The 18,375-nt window shown below is 63.3% G+C and carries 16 protein-coding genes; 10 read left to right on the top strand and 6 right to left on the bottom strand.

Annotated features, from left to right (window positions below):
* Positions 1-172: 172 nt before the first annotated feature.
* Positions 173-472, bottom strand: coding sequence for a YciI family protein (locus DU490_RS00180; protein ID WP_114572329.1), 300 nt, complete (start codon positions 470-472; stop codon positions 173-175).
* A gap of 124 nt (positions 473-596) precedes the next feature.
* On the opposite strand from DU490_RS00180, the gene DU490_RS00175 reads away from it, so the two are divergent.
* Together DU490_RS00175 and DU490_RS00170 are read left to right on the top strand one after the other, a co-directional pair.
* The gene (locus tag DU490_RS00175; RefSeq protein ID WP_114572328.1) at positions 597-1,580 is read left to right on the top strand and encodes a PHP domain-containing protein; all 984 of its coding nucleotides are present in this window, start codon (positions 597-599) and stop codon (positions 1,578-1,580) included.
* A gap of 101 nt (positions 1,581-1,681) precedes the next feature.
* On the top strand, positions 1,682-2,305 hold the full coding sequence (locus tag DU490_RS00170) for an L-threonylcarbamoyladenylate synthase (RefSeq protein ID WP_114572327.1): 624 nt from the start codon (positions 1,682-1,684) through the stop codon (positions 2,303-2,305).
* An 11-nt stretch (positions 2,306-2,316) separates the two neighbouring features.
* Here the strand turns inward: DU490_RS00170 and DU490_RS00165 are convergent, their stop codons facing one another.
* A complete protein-coding gene (locus DU490_RS00165) occupies positions 2,317-3,201 on the bottom strand; it encodes an ion transporter (RefSeq protein ID WP_114572326.1) in 885 nt (294 codons plus the stop codon).
* A 32-nt stretch (positions 3,202-3,233) separates the two neighbouring features.
* Positions 3,234-4,142: a CYTH domain-containing protein gene (locus DU490_RS00160; RefSeq protein WP_181869911.1), complete on the bottom strand. Its 909-nt coding sequence runs from the start codon at positions 4,140-4,142 to the stop codon at positions 3,234-3,236.
* Between the two features lie 114 nt (positions 4,143-4,256).
* Between DU490_RS00160 and DU490_RS00155 the strand changes: the two genes are divergently transcribed.
* The 6 genes from DU490_RS00155 to glrR all read left to right on the top strand — a co-directional run bounded on the left by DU490_RS00155 (position 4,257) and on the right by glrR (position 12,095).
* Positions 4,257-4,937 carry a TIGR00153 family protein gene (locus DU490_RS00155; RefSeq protein ID WP_114572324.1) on the top strand — a complete coding sequence of 227 codons (681 nt, stop codon included), beginning with the start codon at positions 4,257-4,259 and terminating at the stop codon, positions 4,935-4,937.
* A gap of 66 nt (positions 4,938-5,003) precedes the next feature.
* Positions 5,004-6,272: an inorganic phosphate transporter gene (locus DU490_RS00150; RefSeq protein WP_114572323.1), complete on the top strand. Its 1,269-nt coding sequence runs from the start codon at positions 5,004-5,006 to the stop codon at positions 6,270-6,272.
* Positions 6,273-6,382: 110 nt separating this feature from the next.
* Positions 6,383-7,696: an amino-acid N-acetyltransferase gene (gene argA / locus DU490_RS00145; protein WP_114572322.1), complete on the top strand. Its 1,314-nt coding sequence runs from the start codon at positions 6,383-6,385 to the stop codon at positions 7,694-7,696.
* 904 nt (positions 7,697-8,600) lie between these two features.
* The gene (locus DU490_RS00140) at positions 8,601-10,100 is read left to right on the top strand and encodes a sensor histidine kinase KdpD (RefSeq protein WP_114572492.1); all 1,500 of its coding nucleotides are present in this window, start codon (positions 8,601-8,603) and stop codon (positions 10,098-10,100) included.
* Positions 10,097-10,651 (top strand): hypothetical protein, encoded by a 555-nt coding sequence (locus DU490_RS00135; RefSeq protein ID WP_114572321.1) that lies wholly within the window; start codon positions 10,097-10,099, stop codon positions 10,649-10,651. The genes DU490_RS00140 and DU490_RS00135 overlap by 4 nt, the downstream gene beginning before the upstream one ends.
* A gap of 19 nt (positions 10,652-10,670) precedes the next feature.
* Positions 10,671-12,095, top strand: coding sequence for a two-component system response regulator GlrR (gene glrR, locus DU490_RS00130; RefSeq protein WP_258801046.1), 1,425 nt, complete (start codon positions 10,671-10,673; stop codon positions 12,093-12,095).
* Here the strand turns inward: glrR and xseA are convergent.
* The 3 genes from xseA to DU490_RS00115 form a co-directional block, all read right to left on the bottom strand.
* The gene (gene xseA, locus DU490_RS00125; protein WP_114572320.1) at positions 12,092-13,435 is read right to left on the bottom strand and encodes an exodeoxyribonuclease VII large subunit; all 1,344 of its coding nucleotides are present in this window, start codon (positions 13,433-13,435) and stop codon (positions 12,092-12,094) included. The two genes, glrR and xseA, sit on opposite strands and share 4 nt — an antisense overlap.
* 174 nt (positions 13,436-13,609) lie before the next feature.
* Positions 13,610-14,215 (bottom strand): PRC-barrel domain-containing protein, encoded by a 606-nt coding sequence (locus DU490_RS00120; RefSeq protein WP_114572319.1) that lies wholly within the window; start codon positions 14,213-14,215, stop codon positions 13,610-13,612.
* Between the two features lie 86 nt (positions 14,216-14,301).
* Entirely contained in the window at positions 14,302-14,499 is a 198-nt protein-coding gene (locus DU490_RS00115) for a CsbD family protein (protein ID WP_114572318.1), read from the bottom strand.
* 286 nt (positions 14,500-14,785) lie between these two features.
* Here DU490_RS00115 and guaB point away from each other — a divergent pair, with 286 nt between their 5' ends.
* Both guaB and guaA read left to right on the top strand, forming a co-directional pair.
* Positions 14,786-16,255 carry an IMP dehydrogenase gene (gene guaB / locus DU490_RS00110; RefSeq protein WP_114572317.1) on the top strand — a complete coding sequence of 490 codons (1,470 nt, stop codon included), beginning with the start codon at positions 14,786-14,788 and terminating at the stop codon, positions 16,253-16,255.
* A 102-nt stretch (positions 16,256-16,357) separates the two neighbouring features.
* On the top strand, positions 16,358-17,932 hold the full coding sequence (guaA, locus tag DU490_RS00105) for a glutamine-hydrolyzing GMP synthase (RefSeq protein WP_114572316.1): 1,575 nt from the start codon (positions 16,358-16,360) through the stop codon (positions 17,930-17,932).
* Positions 17,933-18,375: the final 443 nt, after the last annotated feature.

Raw genomic sequence — 18,375 nt, 5'->3', positions numbered from 1 at the left:
ACCTGGCATGGTCCGTGCTGCTCAATATGTGATCAATTTCAGTTCAACGGGCTGCCATGGGAGGTGGCGGCAGGCATCCGCGGCGTTTCAACAGTGTTATCCACAGGAGTTGTGGGTAATGCCTTGGGGAGAGTTCGTCAGGAGTTCACGCGTCTTGTCATTCGAGTGCAGCTCAGGGCAGCACCTTCTTGAACGGCTTGACACTGATCTTGGCGTAGACCCCAGCGATCATGTAGGGATCGGCGTCGGCCCAGGCTTGGGCGGCCTCCAGACTGTTAAATTCGGCCACCACCAGGCTGCCGCTGAAGCCGGCTTCACCGGGGTTGTCGGCATCGATGGCGGGATGGGGGCCGGCCAGCACCAGGCGGCCTTCGTCACGCAGCTTCTCCAGGCGTGCCAGATGGTCAGGACGGGCGGCCAGGCGGCGTTCCAGGCTGTTCTTGAAGTCTTCACTGATGATTGCGTAGAGCATCGCCGTGTTTCCTCGGTCGTGGGCGGCATGCGCCGCAGGTAGCGAACGGGGTGCTGACGTTGACCGGCTATCGTCGGGCGCGCACCATGGGGTCAGTATTCTGACAAAGTAGTCCTCCTGCGTCATGCCAATGCTCTCATTATCCGCAAGCTTCTCGGGCGACCCCGCGCCACTCGGGGTCGACTTGCACATGCATTCCACCGCATCCGACGGCGCCCTGGCGCCCGCCGAGGTAGTCGCCCTGTGCTCCGAGCGCGGCATCAGGCTGATGGCGCTTACCGACCATGACGGCATGGCTGGCATTGCCGAAGCCGAGGCGGCGGCTGGCCGGTTGGCCATTCGCCTGCTTCCGGGGACCGAGCTTTCGACTCGCTGGTCCGGCATCGGCATCCATGTGGTGGGTCTGCTGCCGCAGGGTGCCAGCGGTACCCTGGCCGAGGGGCTGCTGGCGCAGGCCGAGGCTCGGGAAAGTCGGGCCCAGGTGATTGCTCAGAGACTCGACAAGATCGGCCTGCCCGATGCCTTGGCCCGTGCCCGGGAGTTTGCCGGGCCGCACCGGCCGCTGGGTCGTCCCGATTTCGCTCGCGCTCTGGTGGCGGCGAACGTCGTGCCGGACATGGCAACTGCCTTCAAGAAGCACCTGGGCAGCGGCAAGGCCGGCGACGTAAAGGCACACTGGCCGCCCCTGGCCGAGGTCGTCGGCTGGATTCTCGAATCCGCAGGCGTGGCTGTGCTGGCGCATCCGCTGCGCCACGGGCTGACCCGCCGCAAGCGGGGGCTGCTGCTGGATGCCTTCGCCGAGGCCGGAGGCCAGGCGGCCGAGCTGGTCAACGGCTTCCAGAATGTCGATGTGACCCGCGACCTGGCTCGACAGCTCGCCGTCCGGGGGCTCTACGCCTCGGTGGGCAGCGACTTCCACTTTCCCGGCGGACACCTGGCCCCAGGCAGCATGAGCCCGGTGCCGCGCACTTCGGTGGCGCCGGTATGGACCCACCCCCGGATCGCGGACTTCATCGATGCTTCCCTTGACGACGCCGACGCCGACGCCGACGCCGACGCCGACGCCGACGCCGACGCCGACGCCGGCAGCCGCACAACCTCGCTGTGAAATCGGGCCATGACGTCGCGCAGGGTCCGGCCGCAGGATAAACTGGTGGTTTGAACGATCGGGGGAAGCCCGATTTGAACGCAGACCAACAGGGAGTGACCATGAGCCAGTATTTTCAGCTGCACCCGGATAACCCCCAGAAGCGTCTGATCGACCAGGCCATACAGATCATTCGCGATGGCGGTGTCGTGGCCTATCCCACCGACTCCGGCTACGCCCTGGGCTGCCACCTGGGCGACAAGAAGGCCGTCGAGCGAATCAAGCGACTGCGTTCGCTGGATGACAAGCACAACTTCACCCTGGTGTGCTCCGATCTTTCCGAGATCGGCACTTATGCCAAGGTCGACAACGCCGTCTTCCGCCTGCTCAAGGCGCACACGCCAGGGGCGTATACCTTCATTCTCACCGCCACCAACGAAGTGCCGCGGTTGCTGCTGCACCCCAAGCGGCGCTCAATCGGCGTGCGCGTGCCGGATCATCGCATCACCCATGCGTTGCTCGAGGCGCTGGGCGAGCCGCTTATGAGCGTGACGTTGATCCCGGTGGGAGAGGAGCTACCGATGACCGATGCCGAAGAGATACGGGAGCGTTTCGCAAACCAGCTCGACCTGATCATCGATGGCGGCGCCTGCCACCTGGAGGCCACCAGCGTCGTCGACCTGCGCGAACTGCCGCCGACCATCCTGCGCGAGGGGCGTGGTGACTTGATACCGTTCGGTGCATGACACACGGTGGGTCAGGTTTGCTGTTTGTCCTCTTTCTCTTGTGGCGCGTTAGGGTCCGGGGTTTCCTCATCCAGCCAGGTGCCGCATTTCAGGCAATACCGGGCGTGTTTGTCGTGGCGGTCGTGGCCGCAGCCGGGGCAGGCTTGATCCGAGTAGCGTTCGGAACGGATCGAACGGATCACTTCGGCCGAGAACACCCCGGTGGGCACGGCGATGATCGAATAGCCGATCAGCATCACCAGGGTCGAGATCGCCTGGCCCAAGGGCGTGACGGGAACGATGTCACCGTAGCCCACCGTGGTCAGGGTGACGATGGCCCAGTAGACCGAGATGGGAATGCTGGTGAAGCCGGCTTCGTCGGGTTCGATCATAAAGACCAGGGCGGCGAACAGGGTGACTAATAGAAACACCGTGAACAGGAACAGAAAAATCTGATGCCAGCTGTTCTTCAGCGCCTCCATCAGCAGGCGGCCCTCGCCGACGAATTGCATCAGGCGCAGCACGCGGAAGATCCGCAGCACGCGTAGCAGGCGCACGATCACCAGGGTCTGGGCGCCGGGCACCAGCAACATCAGCCAGGTGGGCAGAATCGCCACGATGTCGATCACGCCGTAGAAGCTGCGCAAGTAGCGCATCGGTTTCTCGAGGATGTAGACGCGTATCGCAAGCTCGAGGGTGAAGGCGAGGGTAAACCCCCATTCGATCCAGTAGAACCATTCGCCATATGCCGCAGCGTATGCCTCGACGGTATCGAGCATCACCACCAGCACGCTGGCCAGAATTATCAGGATCAGGGCGATATCGAAGCCCTTGGCCAGTGGCGTGTCCGATTCGAAGATGATCTGAAACAGGCGGGTTCGCAGCCCCTCGCCGGCTGGCCGGAATGGTCCATTCATTCAGTCACTCCCTGTCCTATTTCCAATGTGTGTCAGGACGCCAGGCGGTGCGCCAGCCGCAGCGCCGTACGCCCGAACTCCACGCCCATCCAGTCGGGCCGTTCCAGCATGGCAGCGAGTTGGCCGGCTTCGCTATTGCTCTTGGTATTGCTAATGCTCTTGGTATTGCTAATGCTCTTGGTATTGCTAATGCTCTTGGTATTGCTATTGTTGGCGAGCTCCCGAAGGGCCTCCCTGGCGGTTGCCCTCCACCTATCCTCGCCGGTGTCCGCGTAGGCGTCCAATGCCAGCAGGGCGCGGTGAAGCCGCTCGCCCTCGGCTGTGCCTTCCGGCAGGGACCAGTGGCCCGAGAGCAAGGCGCCACCACGGGCGGCCTTGCTGGCATCGGCGGGGCGCAACGCTATCGTCTCGGCCAAGGCCATGGTCAGGTCCCATAGCGCCGCGGGGTCTCCGGCCTTGAGCTCCAGTTCCACTTCGCTGATCGGCACGGCACGGCCGGCAGCGTGGATTTCGCCCTGATCGAGTGCTACCTCGATGGTGGCGCCGGCGTGGTCGAGCTGCCAGAGCCGGCGTTCGAAGTCCGTGGTGAAACGGGCGTCCAGCCGCTCGAGCACTTCCGTGCCGAGCTCGGCCATGGGCGGCAGGGCAGCGAGTCCTTGCCGGTCCAGCGCGCCTTCTGACACCGGCCACTCCCATTCGCCGCGCCGGCTCATGCCGCCGCGGCCTTCGCCGCTTGTCTTCAGGGTCTGGATCCAAGTGTCGTCGCATCGACGCAACCGCAGCGCCATCCGGGCGGCTTCGAGTTCACCGCTGGGAGTGTCGAAATAGGTGTTGGCGAGCCGTTGTGTCGCTAGCGCCTGGCCGCGCAGCAGCGGGTGGTGGCAGAGTCGCTCGGGGCCGCCCCTGCCCAATGCCAGCTTCATTTCGACCTCTTGGCTCATCTCGAACACTCCTCGATCACGCTGACGCTGGATGGTGTGTGTAATTTTTTCCATGACGTAACAGCTTGCCAGTCTTTATACTGGCGCCGCCATTTCACAAGCGCATGATACGCCATGGTAAAGCCCAATCCGTTTTCCGCGATGTTCGGCCGCTCGCCATTCCAGCCGTTGCTGGCCCACATCGTCAAGGCGCACGAGTGTGCCGAGCAGTTGCTGCCCTTCTTCGAAGCCAGCCTCACCGGGGACTGGGAAGAAGCCGCCCGGATCCGCGAGGTAATCACCCGGTTGGAGCACGAGGCCGATAGCCTCAAGACCGAGCTGCGCCTCAACCTGCCCAACACGCTGTTCCTGCCCGTTTCGCGCAGCGACCTTCTCGACCTGATCACCGTTCAGGACAAGATCGCCAACAAGGTGCGTGACATCACCGGCATCATGCTGGGTCGCAAGATGCAGGTGCCCACCGAGCTGGCCCAGCCCATGCGTGGCTACATGCGGACCGCCGTGGCCTGTGTCGCCCAGGCCCGCCAGGCCCTGGAAGAGTTGGGAGACTTGCTGGAATCCGGCTTCGGCCGCCACGTCACCGACGTGATGCAAAATCTGATTCGCGAGCTGCATGCCCTCGAGCAGCAGGCCGACAGCCAGCAGGTGGCCATTCGTCGCGAGCTCTTCGATCTCGAAGATCAGCTCAAGCCAGTGGACGTGGTCTTTCTCTACAAGATCATCGACTGGGTAGGCGAGCTCTCCGATCGTGCCGAACGCGTCGGCAGCCGCCTGCAGATACTCACTGCCCGGTAGACATCGACCTGTCCGGCGATCCGGGCTGATGTCTCCTCTCTGACAGCCACATAGGAACCACCCCCTATGTCGATCATCGCGCAGCACGGTGAAGTCTTCATTATTCTTGCCTGCCTCTTCGGTTTCTTCATGGCCTGGGGCGTCGGCGCCAACGATGTCGCCAACGCCATGGGTACTTCGGTGGGGTCCAAGGCGATCACCATCAAGCAGGCGATCATCATCGCCGTGATCTTCGAATTCCTCGGTGCCTGGCTTGCCGGCGGCGAGGTGACAGCGACCATTCGCGGCGGCATCGTCGACCCGGACCTGTTGCAGGCCAACCCTCAGTTGCTGGTCTACGGCATGCTCTCGGCGCTGCTGGCGGCGGCCATCTGGCTGCTGATCGCCACGGCCAAGGGTTGGCCGGTCTCCACCACCCACTCCATCGTCGGTGCCATCGTTGGCTTCGGTGCGGTGGGGCTGGGCATGGAAGCGGTGGCCTGGAACCGGGTGGGCACCATCGCTTCGAGCTGGGTCATCTCACCACTGCTGGCGGGCACCATCGCCTTCGTGCTGTTCAAGTCAGTGCAGCATCTGATCTTCGAGGCCCGTGATCCATTCGCCGCGGCTAAGCGCACAGTGCCTTTCTATATCTTCCTGGTTGGCTTCATCGTCTCCATGGTGACTCTGACCAAGGGCCTGACCCATGTGGGCCTCAACTTCACCTTCGGCCAGAGCTTCCTGTATTCCGTACTGCTGGGCATCGGCATCATGGGCATCGGGATTGTCATGGAGAACCGGGTCAAAGGCGAACGCCGCGCCGACGACCAGTTTGGCTACGACAACGTCGAGCGGGTCTTCGGTGTATTGATGGTCTTCACCGCCTGTGCCATGGCCTTCGCCCACGGCTCCAACGACGTGGCCAACGCCGTGGGGCCACTGGCCGCGGTGATCAGCGTGGTGCGCAGCGACGGCGCCATCGACGCGTCGGCCCTGGTGCCCTGGTGGGTGTTGGTACTGGGTGGCGGCGGCATCGTCGCCGGCCTGGTCACCTACGGCCACAAGGTGATCGCCACCGTGGGCACCGGCATCACCGAACTGACGCCCAGCCGGGGTTTTGCCGCCACCCTGGCGGCCGCCACCACCGTGGTGCTGGCCTCGGGAACCGGCCTGCCGATCTCCACCACCCACACCCTGGTGGGGGCAGTACTCGGCGTAGGCCTGGCCCGTGGCATGGCGGCCCTCAACCTGCGGGTGATCGGCACCATCGTCATGTCCTGGCTGATCACGCTGCCTGCCGGTGCCGGCCTTGCGATCATATTCTTCTTCCTGTTCAAGGCGATTTTTGGCGGCTGATACCCGTTGAGTGATTCGGCCAGACGGCGGCAGGCTGCCGCCGTTTTCGCGGCTCTGATATAGTCGAAGGCGACTGCACCCTCCCTTTCACCTGCTGCCGGAGAGCGGCCTTGGATACTCGTTTCCCTTTCGTTGACTGGTTCCGCAACACATCGCCCTATATCAATGCACACCGCGGGCGAACTTTCGTGATCCTGATCGAGGGCGAAGCCATGGCCCGTGGGCGAGGCGAACAACTGATCCAGGACCTGGCGTTGCTGCATACGCTGGGCGTGCGCCTGGTCGTGGTGTTCGGCATTCGGCCCCAGGTCCAGCAGTCGCTGGACGAGGCCGGTATCGAACCGCTGCGCCATGATGGCCGCGGCGTTGCGGATGCGGCCATCATGCAGTGCGTTGAGCGTGTCGCCGCCGAGCAGCGGCTATGGCTGGAGGCGCGACTCTCCCTGGGGCTGCCCAATACGCCGCTGCATGGGGTCGAACTGACTGCGGTGTCGGGTAATCTGGTCATGGCCAAGCCCCTGGGAGTGCGGGAGGGTATCGACTACGACCACAGCGGCGAGGTGCGCCGGGTGCGCACTTCCGCCGTCCAGGGGCTGCTGGATCGCGGCTCGCTGGTGCTGTTGCCGCCACTGGGCTTTTCCAGCACCGGCGAGGTATTCGATCTGGATGCTTCCGAGGTGGCGCAGCATGCCGCCATGGCGTTGGGGGCCGACAAGTTGATCCTGTTGGGCGAAGCCGATGGCCTTTACGACGAGAGCGGTGCGCTGCAGCGACAGCTCACGCCGGGCGAAGCCGAGCCCCTGCTGGCACAGTCCGCGCCCGGCAGCGAGTCGGCACGCCACCTGGCAGCAGCCTGTGCCGCCGCTCGGCATGGCGTGGCACGTACCCACCTGTTGTCATGGCACAACCATGACGCCCTGCTGGGTGAGCTCTTCACCCGAGACGGCGTGGGTACCATGATCACCCAGCACCGCTACGAGCAGTTGCGCCCCGCGGAGCTGGGTGATATCGGCGGGCTGCTGGAGCTGCTCGAACCGCTGGAGCATCGCGCTATGCTGGTCCCACGCTCCCGTGAACGCCTGGAGCATGAGATCGACGACTACTTGGTGATCGAGCGCGACGGCATGATCATCGGCTGTGCCGCTCTGCACTGCTTCGGCGAGGCCGAGATGGGCGAGCTGGCCTGCGTGGCGATCCATGTGGATTATCGCGGCGGCGCCCGTGGCGCGCTACTGCTTGCTGGGGTGGAGCGTCGCGCGCGTCGGCTCGGGCTCACGTCGCTGTTCGTGCTGACTACCCATACCGCTCACTGGTTCGTCGAGCATGGCTTCCGCCCTGCGGATATCGAAGCGCTGCCACCGCTGAAGCGCGACACCTACAACCACGCTCGCAAGTCGAAGATTCTCGTCAAGTCCCTCGCCTGAAGGGCCACTTTTCGCTGTATGTCACTTTCGCCGCTCCGGCCTTTGCCCGCCGGTCGCGGCGCTGTTGCCGTGGAGTTGTCGCCCTGGGGCTACGCCGGTCGGAAGTTTGTCTCAAAATAGATACATCTTAATAGATTGATTTTATTATTACTTTTTTATCCAAGGATTTGGGTGTCGCCGAATGATGACATAATCGGCAGTGTCGGACGCTGGCTTCGCTCGCTTTCTTGTCCCTGTTGTTTTCCTAGATGCTTGATATGTTTTTAAGTTACTGTATTTAAATTGATTAAAAGATTTATGGCACGACTTTGGCATTATGCAAAGTGAGCAACGGAAGTGGTTCAAACGGCTCGAACCACTTTTGATCACCGGGAAGCTTGGGTACCAACCCCATGCCCTGTGCACCCAGGCACAACGGTGATCGGCGTCTGCTCCGCGATGTGTAACTTAGGTTGCGATGAGACAGGTACCGCCAACAGGCACGGAAGGGTACCACAAGGGCAAGGATGCCCCGGCAAGGAAGCCTCATCCCCTTCGGGGGATCGAACAGCGCGGCATCGCTGGCGATACGGTTCGCAGCGGTGGCGACATGGAAGACGAAGCCGGGCGGCTTGCCGACCACCCGTACCGGACGCCCCTGGTGGCCAAGGGTCGGTACGGCGCTTCGGGGGCTTCGGGCTCCTCGGGTTCATGGAAAGTATGAAACATGGTTCGACCAGGCGATCGATGTCCATATCTTTCAATCCCTTCAGTTCCCTGCGTACTTGGGCCGGCGATGCCGGCCTCTTTTTTTTGAGAGGGTGAGGCGCACCGAGAACTGGCCAGGCGCGGTTATAGCGTGGAATCTGTTATCCTGCAGGCATAACCAATGTCGGTCCTCTCTCTACTCAAAAGTACACTGGTCATGACCAAACGGGTCTCGCGCCGTTGGCGTCCTCGCTCACTGCTGCAACTGGTGCTACTGGCGTTTCTCGTAGTGATGTTGCCGCTGGGTGTCCTGATGTTCCAGGCTGGCCAGGCGCTCTCCGAGCTGTCGCGCCTGGCCGATGTCAGCGCACGCCAGGCAATCGAGGAAACCCGTCGTGCGCGCCAGCTCAGTAGCCTTGCCGTGGAGATGGAACGTAGCGCTCGTCAGTACGCCGTGGTGGAGCAGGAGAGTCTGCTCGAAATCTATGCCGAGCGTCACGCCGAGTTCGCCGAGCTGCTGGCTCAGCAACGCCGTTTGCTGCCAGGTAACAGCGATGTCCTGGCACTGGAAGAGCAGATGCTACTGCTCTCCCAACTGCCGGAAATGGAGCCCGAGGCATTGGATGTCTGGCTGGCACTGTTCAGGCCCTTCGCAGAGCGCACCGCTGCCATGCATCAGGCAACCAGTCAGCACATCGACGACCGCATCGAGATGATCCGCTTTCAGGCCGAATCCGTGCAGTCCCGTCTGTGGCTGCAAACCGGTGCGCTGGTATCGGCCAGCCTGGCGCTGATGCTGCTGTTCAGTTGGTTGATCATTCGTCCGGTGCGCCAGCTCGAGCGACGCATCCTGAGTATCGGTAGCGGCGTCGAGGGGGTAGAGGCCGAGGATATCCAGGGCCCGGCGGAACTGGTTCAACTGGGCGACCGGCTCGACTGGCTGTCGACCCGGCTGAGTGACCTGGAGGCCCAGAAGCAGCAGTTTCTGCGCCACATGTCCCACGAGCTCAAGACCCCCCTGGCCAGCGTGCGCGAAGGTTCCGCCCTGCTTTCCGATGGGGTGGCTGGCGAGCTCAGCCCGCGGCAGCGCGAAATCCTCTCACTGATCGATAGCAGTGGCCGCGAGCTGCAGCGGCTGATCGAACAACTGCTTGATTACAACCTGCTGCAGCATAATCAGCGCGTTGCTCTCGAGCAGGTGGATGTGGCTACACTGGTGATGAGTACCCTCACCAAGCATCGCCTGGCGCTGGAGCAGAAGCGCATGCGAGTGACGGCCTTCGACGGACCGCTGGAGTGGGTGATCGATCCCACTGCCGTAGGACGGATTCTCGACAACCTGGTGTCGAATGCCATCGCCTATGGCCAGGATGGCGGCGATCTGTTGATCCGCGCCCATGCCGGCCATGAACGGCTGGTGCTGGATGTGGCGAACAGCGGCGAACCTATTGCCAAGGACGATCAGGCCAGGCTCTTCGAGCCCTTCTACCAAGGGCGCTCCCGGCGCAAGGGGCCGCTCAAGGGCTCCGGCATCGGGCTTTCGGTGGCAGCGGATTGTGCTCGGCTGCACAACGGCTGTCTCCAACTGGTTAAGGATCGGGAGCTGGAGGTGTGCTTTCGCCTGACGTTGCCGCGCCATGCGCTGCCTCTGTCCAGTCGTGCAAATCATAAGGCGTCCGTGGCGGCGGGCATGCACGCAAGGAGCGACTATCCATGAGTTCCAAAACCCTGTTTGCCTGTGCCACGACACTGTGGCTTGCGGGTTGCGAGTTCCTGCCCGAGCAGGGGCGCGCCGATGTCACCTTGGGGGAAGAAGTTACGGCAACCATGGATTGCCTCGGCGGCCTGCCGACCTTTGAGGTGAACGCCTGCCTGCTGCCTGAATGGATCGCCCTGGGGCTGGCATCCCAGCGTGGAGACAGCGACTGGCGCAGCGCCAAGCTGAGCGAAGTCGAGCAGACCCTGATAGACCGTGAGGAGGTGCGCCACCTGGCCCGTGCCATCACGCTGGCCTGGGGCAGTGAGCGCCAGTGGTCTCAGGCCGCCGACCTTTTCGAAACCCATCTGGGGGCGGCGCCGGAGCAGTTGCAGCCGCTTTTGCGCTACTGGCGCAACGACCTGGAGGGGCGGCGCGCCATGTCCGGGCAGTTGGCTCGCTCGCAGAGCGCACTTGCCGCCCAGCGCGAAGAGAACCAACAACTTGCCGAGAAGCTCGAGGCGCTGACGGCCATTGAGCAGAATATCAACCTGAGGCAGCAGTCGCCCTGAGCGACTTGGGAGATACGACGTGATGGATGTGGCCCGACAGACGGGAACCCGAGGCACTGGCACTCGCAAGGCCGGGACGCGGACGGCAGCCCACAAGGTGACCGGCGCCCACATTCTGCTGGTGGACGACGACGTCAGCTTGCTGCGTCTATTGGGAATGCGCCTGGAGAGCCGCGGCTTTCGCGTGACCACGGCAGAGAGTGGACAGGAGGCGTTGCGCTGCCTGGGTGCCGAGTGTCCGGACCTGGTGCTCTCCGACCTGCGCATGGACGAAATGGACGGCATGGCGTTGTTTCAGGCCATCCAGCGCCAAATGCCGGGCCTGCCTGTCATCATTCTTACCGCTCACGGCTCGATTCCTGATGCCGTTAATGCCACCCAGCAGGGCGTGTTCAGCTTTCTCACCAAGCCGGTGGATCGCGACGAGCTGTTCAGTGCCATCGACGAGGCTCTGGCTCAGAGTGCGCCCACGGGAGGCGGCGAGGGCGATGATGCCTGGCGCGCTAGTATTATCACCCGCAGCCCGGAAATGGAGCGGGTATTGGAGCAGGCGCGCATGGTGGCCTCGTCGGATGTCAGCGTGCTGGTCACCGGCCCTTCCGGTTCGGGCAAGGAGCTGCTGGCGCGCGCCATTCATGACGCAAGCCCCCGTGCCAGCAAGCCGTTCGTGGCGATCAACTGCGGCGCGCTGCCGGAACAGTTGCTGGAAAGCGAACTCTTCGGTCATGCCAAGGGAGCCTTCACCGGTGCGGTCAGCGACCACAAGGGTCTGTTCCAGGCTGCCGAAGGCGGCACCCTGTTCCTCGACGAGATCGGCGACATGCCGCTGCCGCTACAGGTCAAGCTGCTGCGTGCCCTGCAGGAGCGCCAGATCCGGCCGCTGGGCTCCACCACCTCGATCCCGGTGAATGTGCGCATCCTCTCGGCCACCCACCGCGACCTCAGCCAGGCCATGCATCAGGGAGATTTCCGCGAAGACTTCTTCTATCGTCTGAACGTGGTGAACCTTCGCCTGCCGCCGCTCAAGGAGCGTGCTGAAGACGTACCGCTGCTGGCACGCCACCTGGTGGCGCAGGCAGCGGCCCGGCACAAGCCGTTCGTCAAGGGGTTCTCGCCGGAGGCGCTCAATATCCTGGCGGCCAGTGCCTGGCCGGGCAACGTACGCCAACTGGTCAACGTAGTGGAGCAGTGCGTGGCGCTGACCCGCTCGCCGATGATTCCCGAAGCCCTGGTGTCCCAGGCGCTGGTTGCGGAAGAAAGCGCGCTGCCCACCTTCAACGATGCTCGGGCGACCTTTGAGCGTAGCTATCTGGTCAAGGTGCTCAAGATCACCGAAGGCAATGTCACCCAGGCAGCACGTATCGCTGGGCGCAACCGTACCGATTTCTACAAACTGCTCTCCCGCCACGAACTGGAGCCGAGCACCTTCAAGCCAGGCTCCTAGGAGCCAAGGCGTTCCTTTACCTCTACGCGTAACCCGCCTTCACCCAGGCGGGCGGTCAGCACCTGGCCGGACCGGGTATCCATCGCCCGGCGGATCACCTGTCCCTGGTCGTCTTCCAGTATGGAATAACCCCTTCCCAATACCGCTAGCGGGCTGACCGCCTGCAGCTGTCGCGCCAGGCCGACGACATGTTCGCGCTGGCGAGCCTGTGAGTTGTGCATTGCCTGATCGAGCCGAGTTCGGGCGGCGGCGAGTCGTTTGCCAGCCTGCTCCACGTCGCGGCGCGGCGGGCGTGTAGACAACCGCCGGTTCAGATGGGCGAGGTGGCGCTGCTCGTCGGCCAGGTGACGCTGCATGGCCCTGGTCAGCCGGGCATCGATCTCTCTCAGGGTGAGGCGCTGGCGATCCAGCACTTCGCCGGGATGGCGCATCCTTGCACGCAAGTGGTCCAGTCGCTGGGCCTCGCGGTTCAGGTGGGTCTGGGTGACGCGCTGCAGCTGGCGTTCCAGGCTCACCAGGCGGCGCAGCAGGTCGTGGCGGTCCGGTACTAGCTGCTCTGCAGCGGCGGAAGGCGTTGGTGCCCGCACATCGGCTGCCAGGTCGGAGAGGGTGGTGTCTACCTCGTGGCCGACCGCCGACATCACCGGCAGGCGGGAATGGAAGATCGCCCGGGCCAGGTGCTCGTCGTTGAAGGCCCAGAGATCCTCGAGGCTGCCACCGCCGCGGGTGATCAGGATCACGTCGCGGGCCGGGTCCAGCGCCTGCTGCCGGTTGAGCAGGCCGAGCGCGGCGATCAGGGCCGGGGCGGCTTCGCGGCCCTGGACCGGCACCGCGATCAGGGTGACCCGGGCCAGCGGCCAGCGCGCCGCCAGCACCGCCATGACATCGCGAATGGCCGCGCCGGTAGGGGAGGTGAGCACCAGCAGGTGACGAGGCGGATAGGGTAGCGGACGCGCATTGGCGAAGACCCCTTCGGCCGCCAGGCGCTGCTTGAGTCGCTCCAGTGCCGCCAGCAGGTCGCCTTCGCCCACCGCCTGCACCGCATCGGCGATCAGTTGATAGTCACCGCGGGGTTCGAACAGCGACACCCGGCCGCGAATCTTGACCCGATCTCCGTCGCGCATGGGCGCGGCCACGAAGCGGGCCCGGTTGCGAAACAGGGCGCCGCGCAGCTGAGCGGTGGCATCCTTAAGGGTGAAGTAGATGTGTCCCGAGGCGGGGCGTGAAACCCCGGAGAGCTCGCCCTCTACCCAGACCTCACCGATGCCCTGCTCCAGCAGCGACCGGGCGCGGCGGTTCACGTCGCTGACGGAGAGAGCGGGGGTGTCGGTTGGCGGCATGGCGCTATATCCGTGATGAAACTTGGCTTTGGTGAAACCTTGGCGCCACTTTAGCATGGCCCAGAGCCCGACAAGAAAAGGGGCCAGACAAGAAAAGGCGCCGAGCCTTGGGGCCCGGCGCCATTCACGTCCTGCATTCACATCATGAGAGGGTAGAAAGCCTACCCAAGGCGATCAATCAAAATCGTCCTCGATATCTTCATCGGTATACTCGGCATCGTCATTGTTGCGCTTACGCTCGCCGTCGTGCATGCGTTTATCGTCGCGGTCGCGCATACCGTTGCCATCGCCCACAGCGCCAGTTCCGGAGGACTGCCAGACACCTTGGCGGTCGCCACTTTCCTGAACGCGACGGTCGCGCTCGGTGGTGAACCACTGCTCTTCATACTCGGGGAAGGTCTGGAGCTCCTCCTCGGTGGCATCGACCAGAATACGGTGTGTAACACCGTCCTGCCCGAAGATGCCGTCGTCGTCGCGGTAGGTTTCCATGGTGAAATGCTCGACGCCGACAACGACGTCATCACCGCCCATTCCCCAGAAACCGCCAGCGCTTATGATGAGAGCGGCCACCTTGCCTTCATCATCCAGCAGAAGGTTCTCGACGCTGCCGACTTCCTCATCGGGATCGTTGGCGTGATAGACATCGGCACCGATGATGTCATTGGCGGAATAGAGGCCCTGGGCTGACCTGGGGTCATTCTGCTGAGCAACGGCTTGCGTTCCGAAGGCGAGACTACCGGCAATGGCTGCTACAGCAATCGTCAGTGTGTGCTTTTGCATGTTCAATCTCCTTAGACCTGTCCTTAGACTTTGGATCTTGGCTTGCCTTGATGGGCCAACGTCAAAACTCCAATCGTGTGAAACGATCAGAGTCCCTTGGCCCAGTCATCGGCCTGGCGTTCCGCTTCCTCGCGCTCCAGGCCATACTTCTTCTGAATCTTTCCGATCAGCTCATCTTTCTTGCCGCCGGCCTGATCCAGCTCATCGTCAGTAAGCTTGCCCCAACTGGTACGCGCCTTGCCTTTGACTTCCTTCCACTGGCCTTCGATCTGGTCCCAGTTCATTTCGTCACTCCTATCCTTAGAGCGTCTACGTAACGCACTATTCAAGCTAGTTCACATTCCGGAACCTGTAAGTGATGTCTACGTATGCTTATGTTTCCGAGTGTGTGGCTGTCGGTAGAACGTCGTGCCCTGCGCGCGTGCCCGGCAAGGCCGGGCATGGCGTGAACGGGTCCTGGCGGGGCAGGTGGGCGGAAGGCCCTGCACGCATTGCCCCACCCCGAGCCGGCCCGTTATAATGGTCGATTAACTTCGCTCCCCTCCACCAGCGCACTGGGTGTTGCCGATTATGCTACGTATGGCACAAGAAGCTCTCACGTTCGATGACGTCTTGCTCGTACCCGGCTACTCGGAGGTCCTGCCCAAAGATGTCAGCCTCCGGACCCGCCTGACCCGCGATCTTTACCTCAACATTCCGCTCGTCTCCGCCGCCATGGATACCGTGACCGAAGCCCGCCTGGCCATCGCCATGGCCCAGGAAGGCGGCATCGGCATCATCCACAAGAACATGACCATTGCCCAGCAGGCGGCAGAGGTGCGCAAGGTCAAGAAGCATGAGAGTGTCATCGTCAAGGACCCGGTCACCGTGAGCCCCAAGGCCAAGCTGGAAGACCTGCTGGCCATGGCCCAGGAGCACGGCTTTTCTGGCTTCCCGGTGGTGGAGGGCGAGACTCTGGTCGGTATCGTCACCGAGCGCGACATGCGCTTCCAGCCCAACCACGGCGACAGCGTGGCCGATATCATGACCGCCCGCGAGCGCCTGGTAACCGTGCTGGAAGGTACGCCGCTGGCGCAGATCAAGGCCAAGATGCAGGAGCACCGCATCGAGAAGATGCTGGTGGTCAACGACAGCTTCCACCTGCGCGGTCTGGTCACTTTCCAGGACATCGAGAAGGCCCGCACCTTCCCCAACGCCGCCAAGGATGCTGATGGTCGCCTGCTGGTTGGCGCCGCGGTGGGGACCGGCCCCGAGACGGTGGACCGCGTCACTGCCCTGGCTGAAGCCGGCGTTGATGCCGTCGTCGTCGACACTGCCCACGGTCACTCCCGCGGCGTGATCGACCGGGTCGCCTGGGTCAAGGAGCACTTCCCGCAGATCCAGGTTATCGGCGGCAACATCGCCACCGCCGCTGCCGCCCGCGCCCTGGCCGACGCCGGCGCCGATGCGGTGAAGGTCGGTATCGGCCCCGGCTCCATCTGCACCACCCGTATCGTTGCCGGCGTCGGCGTGCCGCAGATCACCGCGGTCTCCAACGTGGCAGAGGCGCTCAAGGAGTACGACATCCCGTTGATCGCCGACGGCGGCGTGCGTTTCTCCGGCGACCTGGCCAAGGCCATCGCCGCTGGTGCCAGTTCAGTGATGGTCGGCGGCCTGCTGGCCGGAACCGAGGAAGCGCCCGGCGAGATCGAGCTCTACCAGGGCCGCACCTACAAGGCTTACCGCGGCATGGGCTCCATGGGCGCCATGTCGCAGAGCCAGGGCTCCTCCGACCGCTACTTCCAGGACAAGTCCGAGGGTGCCGAGAAGCTGGTGCCGGAAGGCATCGAAGGCCGCGTGCCCTATAAAGGTGTGATGAGCGCCATCGTCCATCAGCTGATGGGCGGCCTGCGCGCCTCCATGGGCTACACCGGCTGCACCGACATCCTGCAGATGCGCACCAAGCCGGAATTCGTGCAGATCACCGGTGCCGGCTTCGCCGAATCCCATGTTCACGACGTGCAGATAACGAAAGAAGCGCCGAATTACCGGGCCAGCTGAGCCCATAGCAGGACTCAATAGCGGCGGGGCAACGTCAAACGACCCCGCCGCACGCTTTTGTATCCGGCCCGCCGCCATACGCTGCCAGCAAGAGACGCCTAGATGACCGACATTCACGCCCACAAGATTCTGATCCTCGACTTCGGCTCCCAGTACACCCAATTGATCGCCCGTCGCGTACGCGAGATCGGTGTCTACTCCGAGGTTCGCGCCTTCGACATCACCGAAGACGAGATCCGCGAGTACGCCCCCAACGGCATCATCCTGTCCGGCGGGCCGGAGTCCACCGTGGCCGAGGGCTCGCCCCGGGCGCCGCAGTGCGTGTTCGAGCTGGGCCTGCCGGTGCTGGGCATCTGCTACGGCATGCAGACCATGGCCGAGCAGCTCGGCGGCACCGTGGAAGGCTCCAACAAGCATGAATTCGGCTACGCCCAGGTCACCATCGACAGCAGCGACGACATGTTCCGCGACATCAAGGACCATGTGGACCACGACGGCAAGGCGCTGCTCGACGTGTGGATGAGCCACGGCGACAAGGTCGCCCGTGCCCCGGACACCTTCACCGTGACCGCCTCCACCCCGAGCTGCCCCATCGCCGCCATGAGCTGGGCCGAGAAGCACTTCTACGGCGTGCAGTTCCACCCCGAGGTGACCCACACCCTGCAGGGCCAGCGCATCCTCGAGCACTTCGTCGTCGGCATCTGCGGCGCCGAGAAGCTGTGGACACCGGCCAAGATCATCGAAGACCAGATCGCCCGGGTACGCGACCAGGTGGGCGACCGCCACGTGCTGCTCGGCCTCTCCGGCGGCGTCGACTCCTCCGTGGTGGCTGCCCTGCTGCACCGCGCCATCGGCGACCAGCTCACCTGCGTGTTCGTCGACAACGGCCTGCTGCGCAAGAACGAAGGCGGGCAGGTGATGGAGACCTTCGCCAAGCACATGGGCGTGAAGGTGATCCGCGTTGACGCCGAGGAGCTGTTCCTCGACAAGCTCAAGGGCGTTGCCGACCCCGAAGCCAAGCGCAAGGCGATCGGCAACACCTTCATCGAGGTGTTCGACGACGAGGCCAGCAAGATCGAAGGCGTCGACTTCCTGGCTCAGGGCACTATCTACCCCGACGTGATCGAATCCGCCGCCAGCAAGACCGGCAAGGCCCACGTGATCAAGTCGCACCACAACGTCGGCGGCCTGCCCGAGACCATGAAGCTCAAACTGGTCGAACCGCTGCGCGAGCTGTTCAAGGACGAAGTGCGCAAGCTCGGCGTCGAACTCGGCCTGCCCTACGACATGGTCTACCGCCACCCCTTCCCGGGGCCGGGCCTGGGCGTGCGCATCCTCGGCGAAGTGAAGAAGGAGTACGCCGACATCCTGCGCGAAGCGGACGCCATCTTTATCGAGGAACTGCACAACGCCGACTGGTACCACAAGACCAGCCAGGCCTTCGCCGTGTTCCTGCCGGTCAAGTCCGTCGGCGTGGTCGGCGACGGCCGCCGCTACGAATGGGTCATCGCCCTGCGTGCCGTGGAAACCATCGACTTCATGACCGCCCGCTGGGCCCACCTGCCGTATGAGCTGCTGGAGAAGGTCTCCAACCGCATCATCAACGAGATCGCCGGCGTCTCCCGCGTGACGTACGACGTCAGCAGCAAGCCGCCCGCGACGATCGAGTGGGAGTGAGGCGCGCCTAGGCAGAATGCCTGACACGGCTAAGCTGGTTGTGATCAAGGGTCTACCAAAAGGTAGGCCCTTTTTCTTTGCAATTCGTTACAGGGTCTAGTTAACTCAGGTTAAGGTTGCTGAGACGACCGTCGATAGAACAGGCAGTACAACGCAGACAAGGACGGTCGCAGGGAAAGGATGTCATCCCCGGGCGGTAGTGTGTTTAGGCACATGACAGCAGCCGGATATTTCGATTTCATTGCCTTTGAGAAGTATTACGGAAGATAAAACGTTAGCCCGTATTAAAGAATCAGACTAGTCTGGCTAAGTCGTAGTGCAGAGTTCCGATTCCGATCCGTGATAGCCATTAACGGTCGCATTAACGATTGTTGGAGGTAGCTTTAGCTCGCGACTGGCGGAGGTTGTCGTGGCTTGATGAGGGCAGCTTGGTATCGACGGTT

Origin of the sequence: Halomonas sp. DQ26W, from assembly GCF_003339685.1 — a bacterium.
In the GTDB taxonomy this organism is placed as follows: Bacteria; Pseudomonadota; Gammaproteobacteria; order Pseudomonadales; family Halomonadaceae; genus Halomonas.
This window is presented reverse-complemented; position numbering and strand designations above follow the sequence as displayed.

Coding starts and splice junctions, on each gene's coding strand:
- DU490_RS00115 (WP_114572318.1), bottom strand. CDS start 14,499: ATGAACTGGGACCAGATCGAAGGCCAGTGGAAGGAAGTCAAAGGCAAG.
- DU490_RS00165 (WP_114572326.1), bottom strand. CDS start 3,201: ATGAATGGACCATTCCGGCCAGCCGGCGAGGGGCTGCGAACCCGCCTG.
- DU490_RS00155 (WP_114572324.1), top strand. CDS start 4,257: ATGGTAAAGCCCAATCCGTTTTCCGCGATGTTCGGCCGCTCGCCATTC.
- guaB (WP_114572317.1), top strand. CDS start 14,786: ATGCTACGTATGGCACAAGAAGCTCTCACGTTCGATGACGTCTTGCTC.
- DU490_RS00170 (WP_114572327.1), top strand. CDS start 1,682: ATGAGCCAGTATTTTCAGCTGCACCCGGATAACCCCCAGAAGCGTCTG.
- DU490_RS00140 (WP_114572492.1), top strand. CDS start 8,601: ATGACCAAACGGGTCTCGCGCCGTTGGCGTCCTCGCTCACTGCTGCAA.
- DU490_RS00135 (WP_114572321.1), top strand. CDS start 10,097: ATGAGTTCCAAAACCCTGTTTGCCTGTGCCACGACACTGTGGCTTGCG.
- DU490_RS00120 (WP_114572319.1), bottom strand. CDS start 14,215: ATGCAAAAGCACACACTGACGATTGCTGTAGCAGCCATTGCCGGTAGT.
- guaA (WP_114572316.1), top strand. CDS start 16,358: ATGACCGACATTCACGCCCACAAGATTCTGATCCTCGACTTCGGCTCC.
- DU490_RS00160 (WP_181869911.1), bottom strand. CDS start 4,142: ATGAGCCAAGAGGTCGAAATGAAGCTGGCATTGGGCAGGGGCGGCCCC.
- DU490_RS00180 (WP_114572329.1), bottom strand. CDS start 472: ATGCTCTACGCAATCATCAGTGAAGACTTCAAGAACAGCCTGGAACGC.
- DU490_RS00150 (WP_114572323.1), top strand. CDS start 5,004: ATGTCGATCATCGCGCAGCACGGTGAAGTCTTCATTATTCTTGCCTGC.
- DU490_RS00175 (WP_114572328.1), top strand. CDS start 597: ATGCCAATGCTCTCATTATCCGCAAGCTTCTCGGGCGACCCCGCGCCA.
- xseA (WP_114572320.1), bottom strand. CDS start 13,435: ATGCCGCCAACCGACACCCCCGCTCTCTCCGTCAGCGACGTGAACCGC.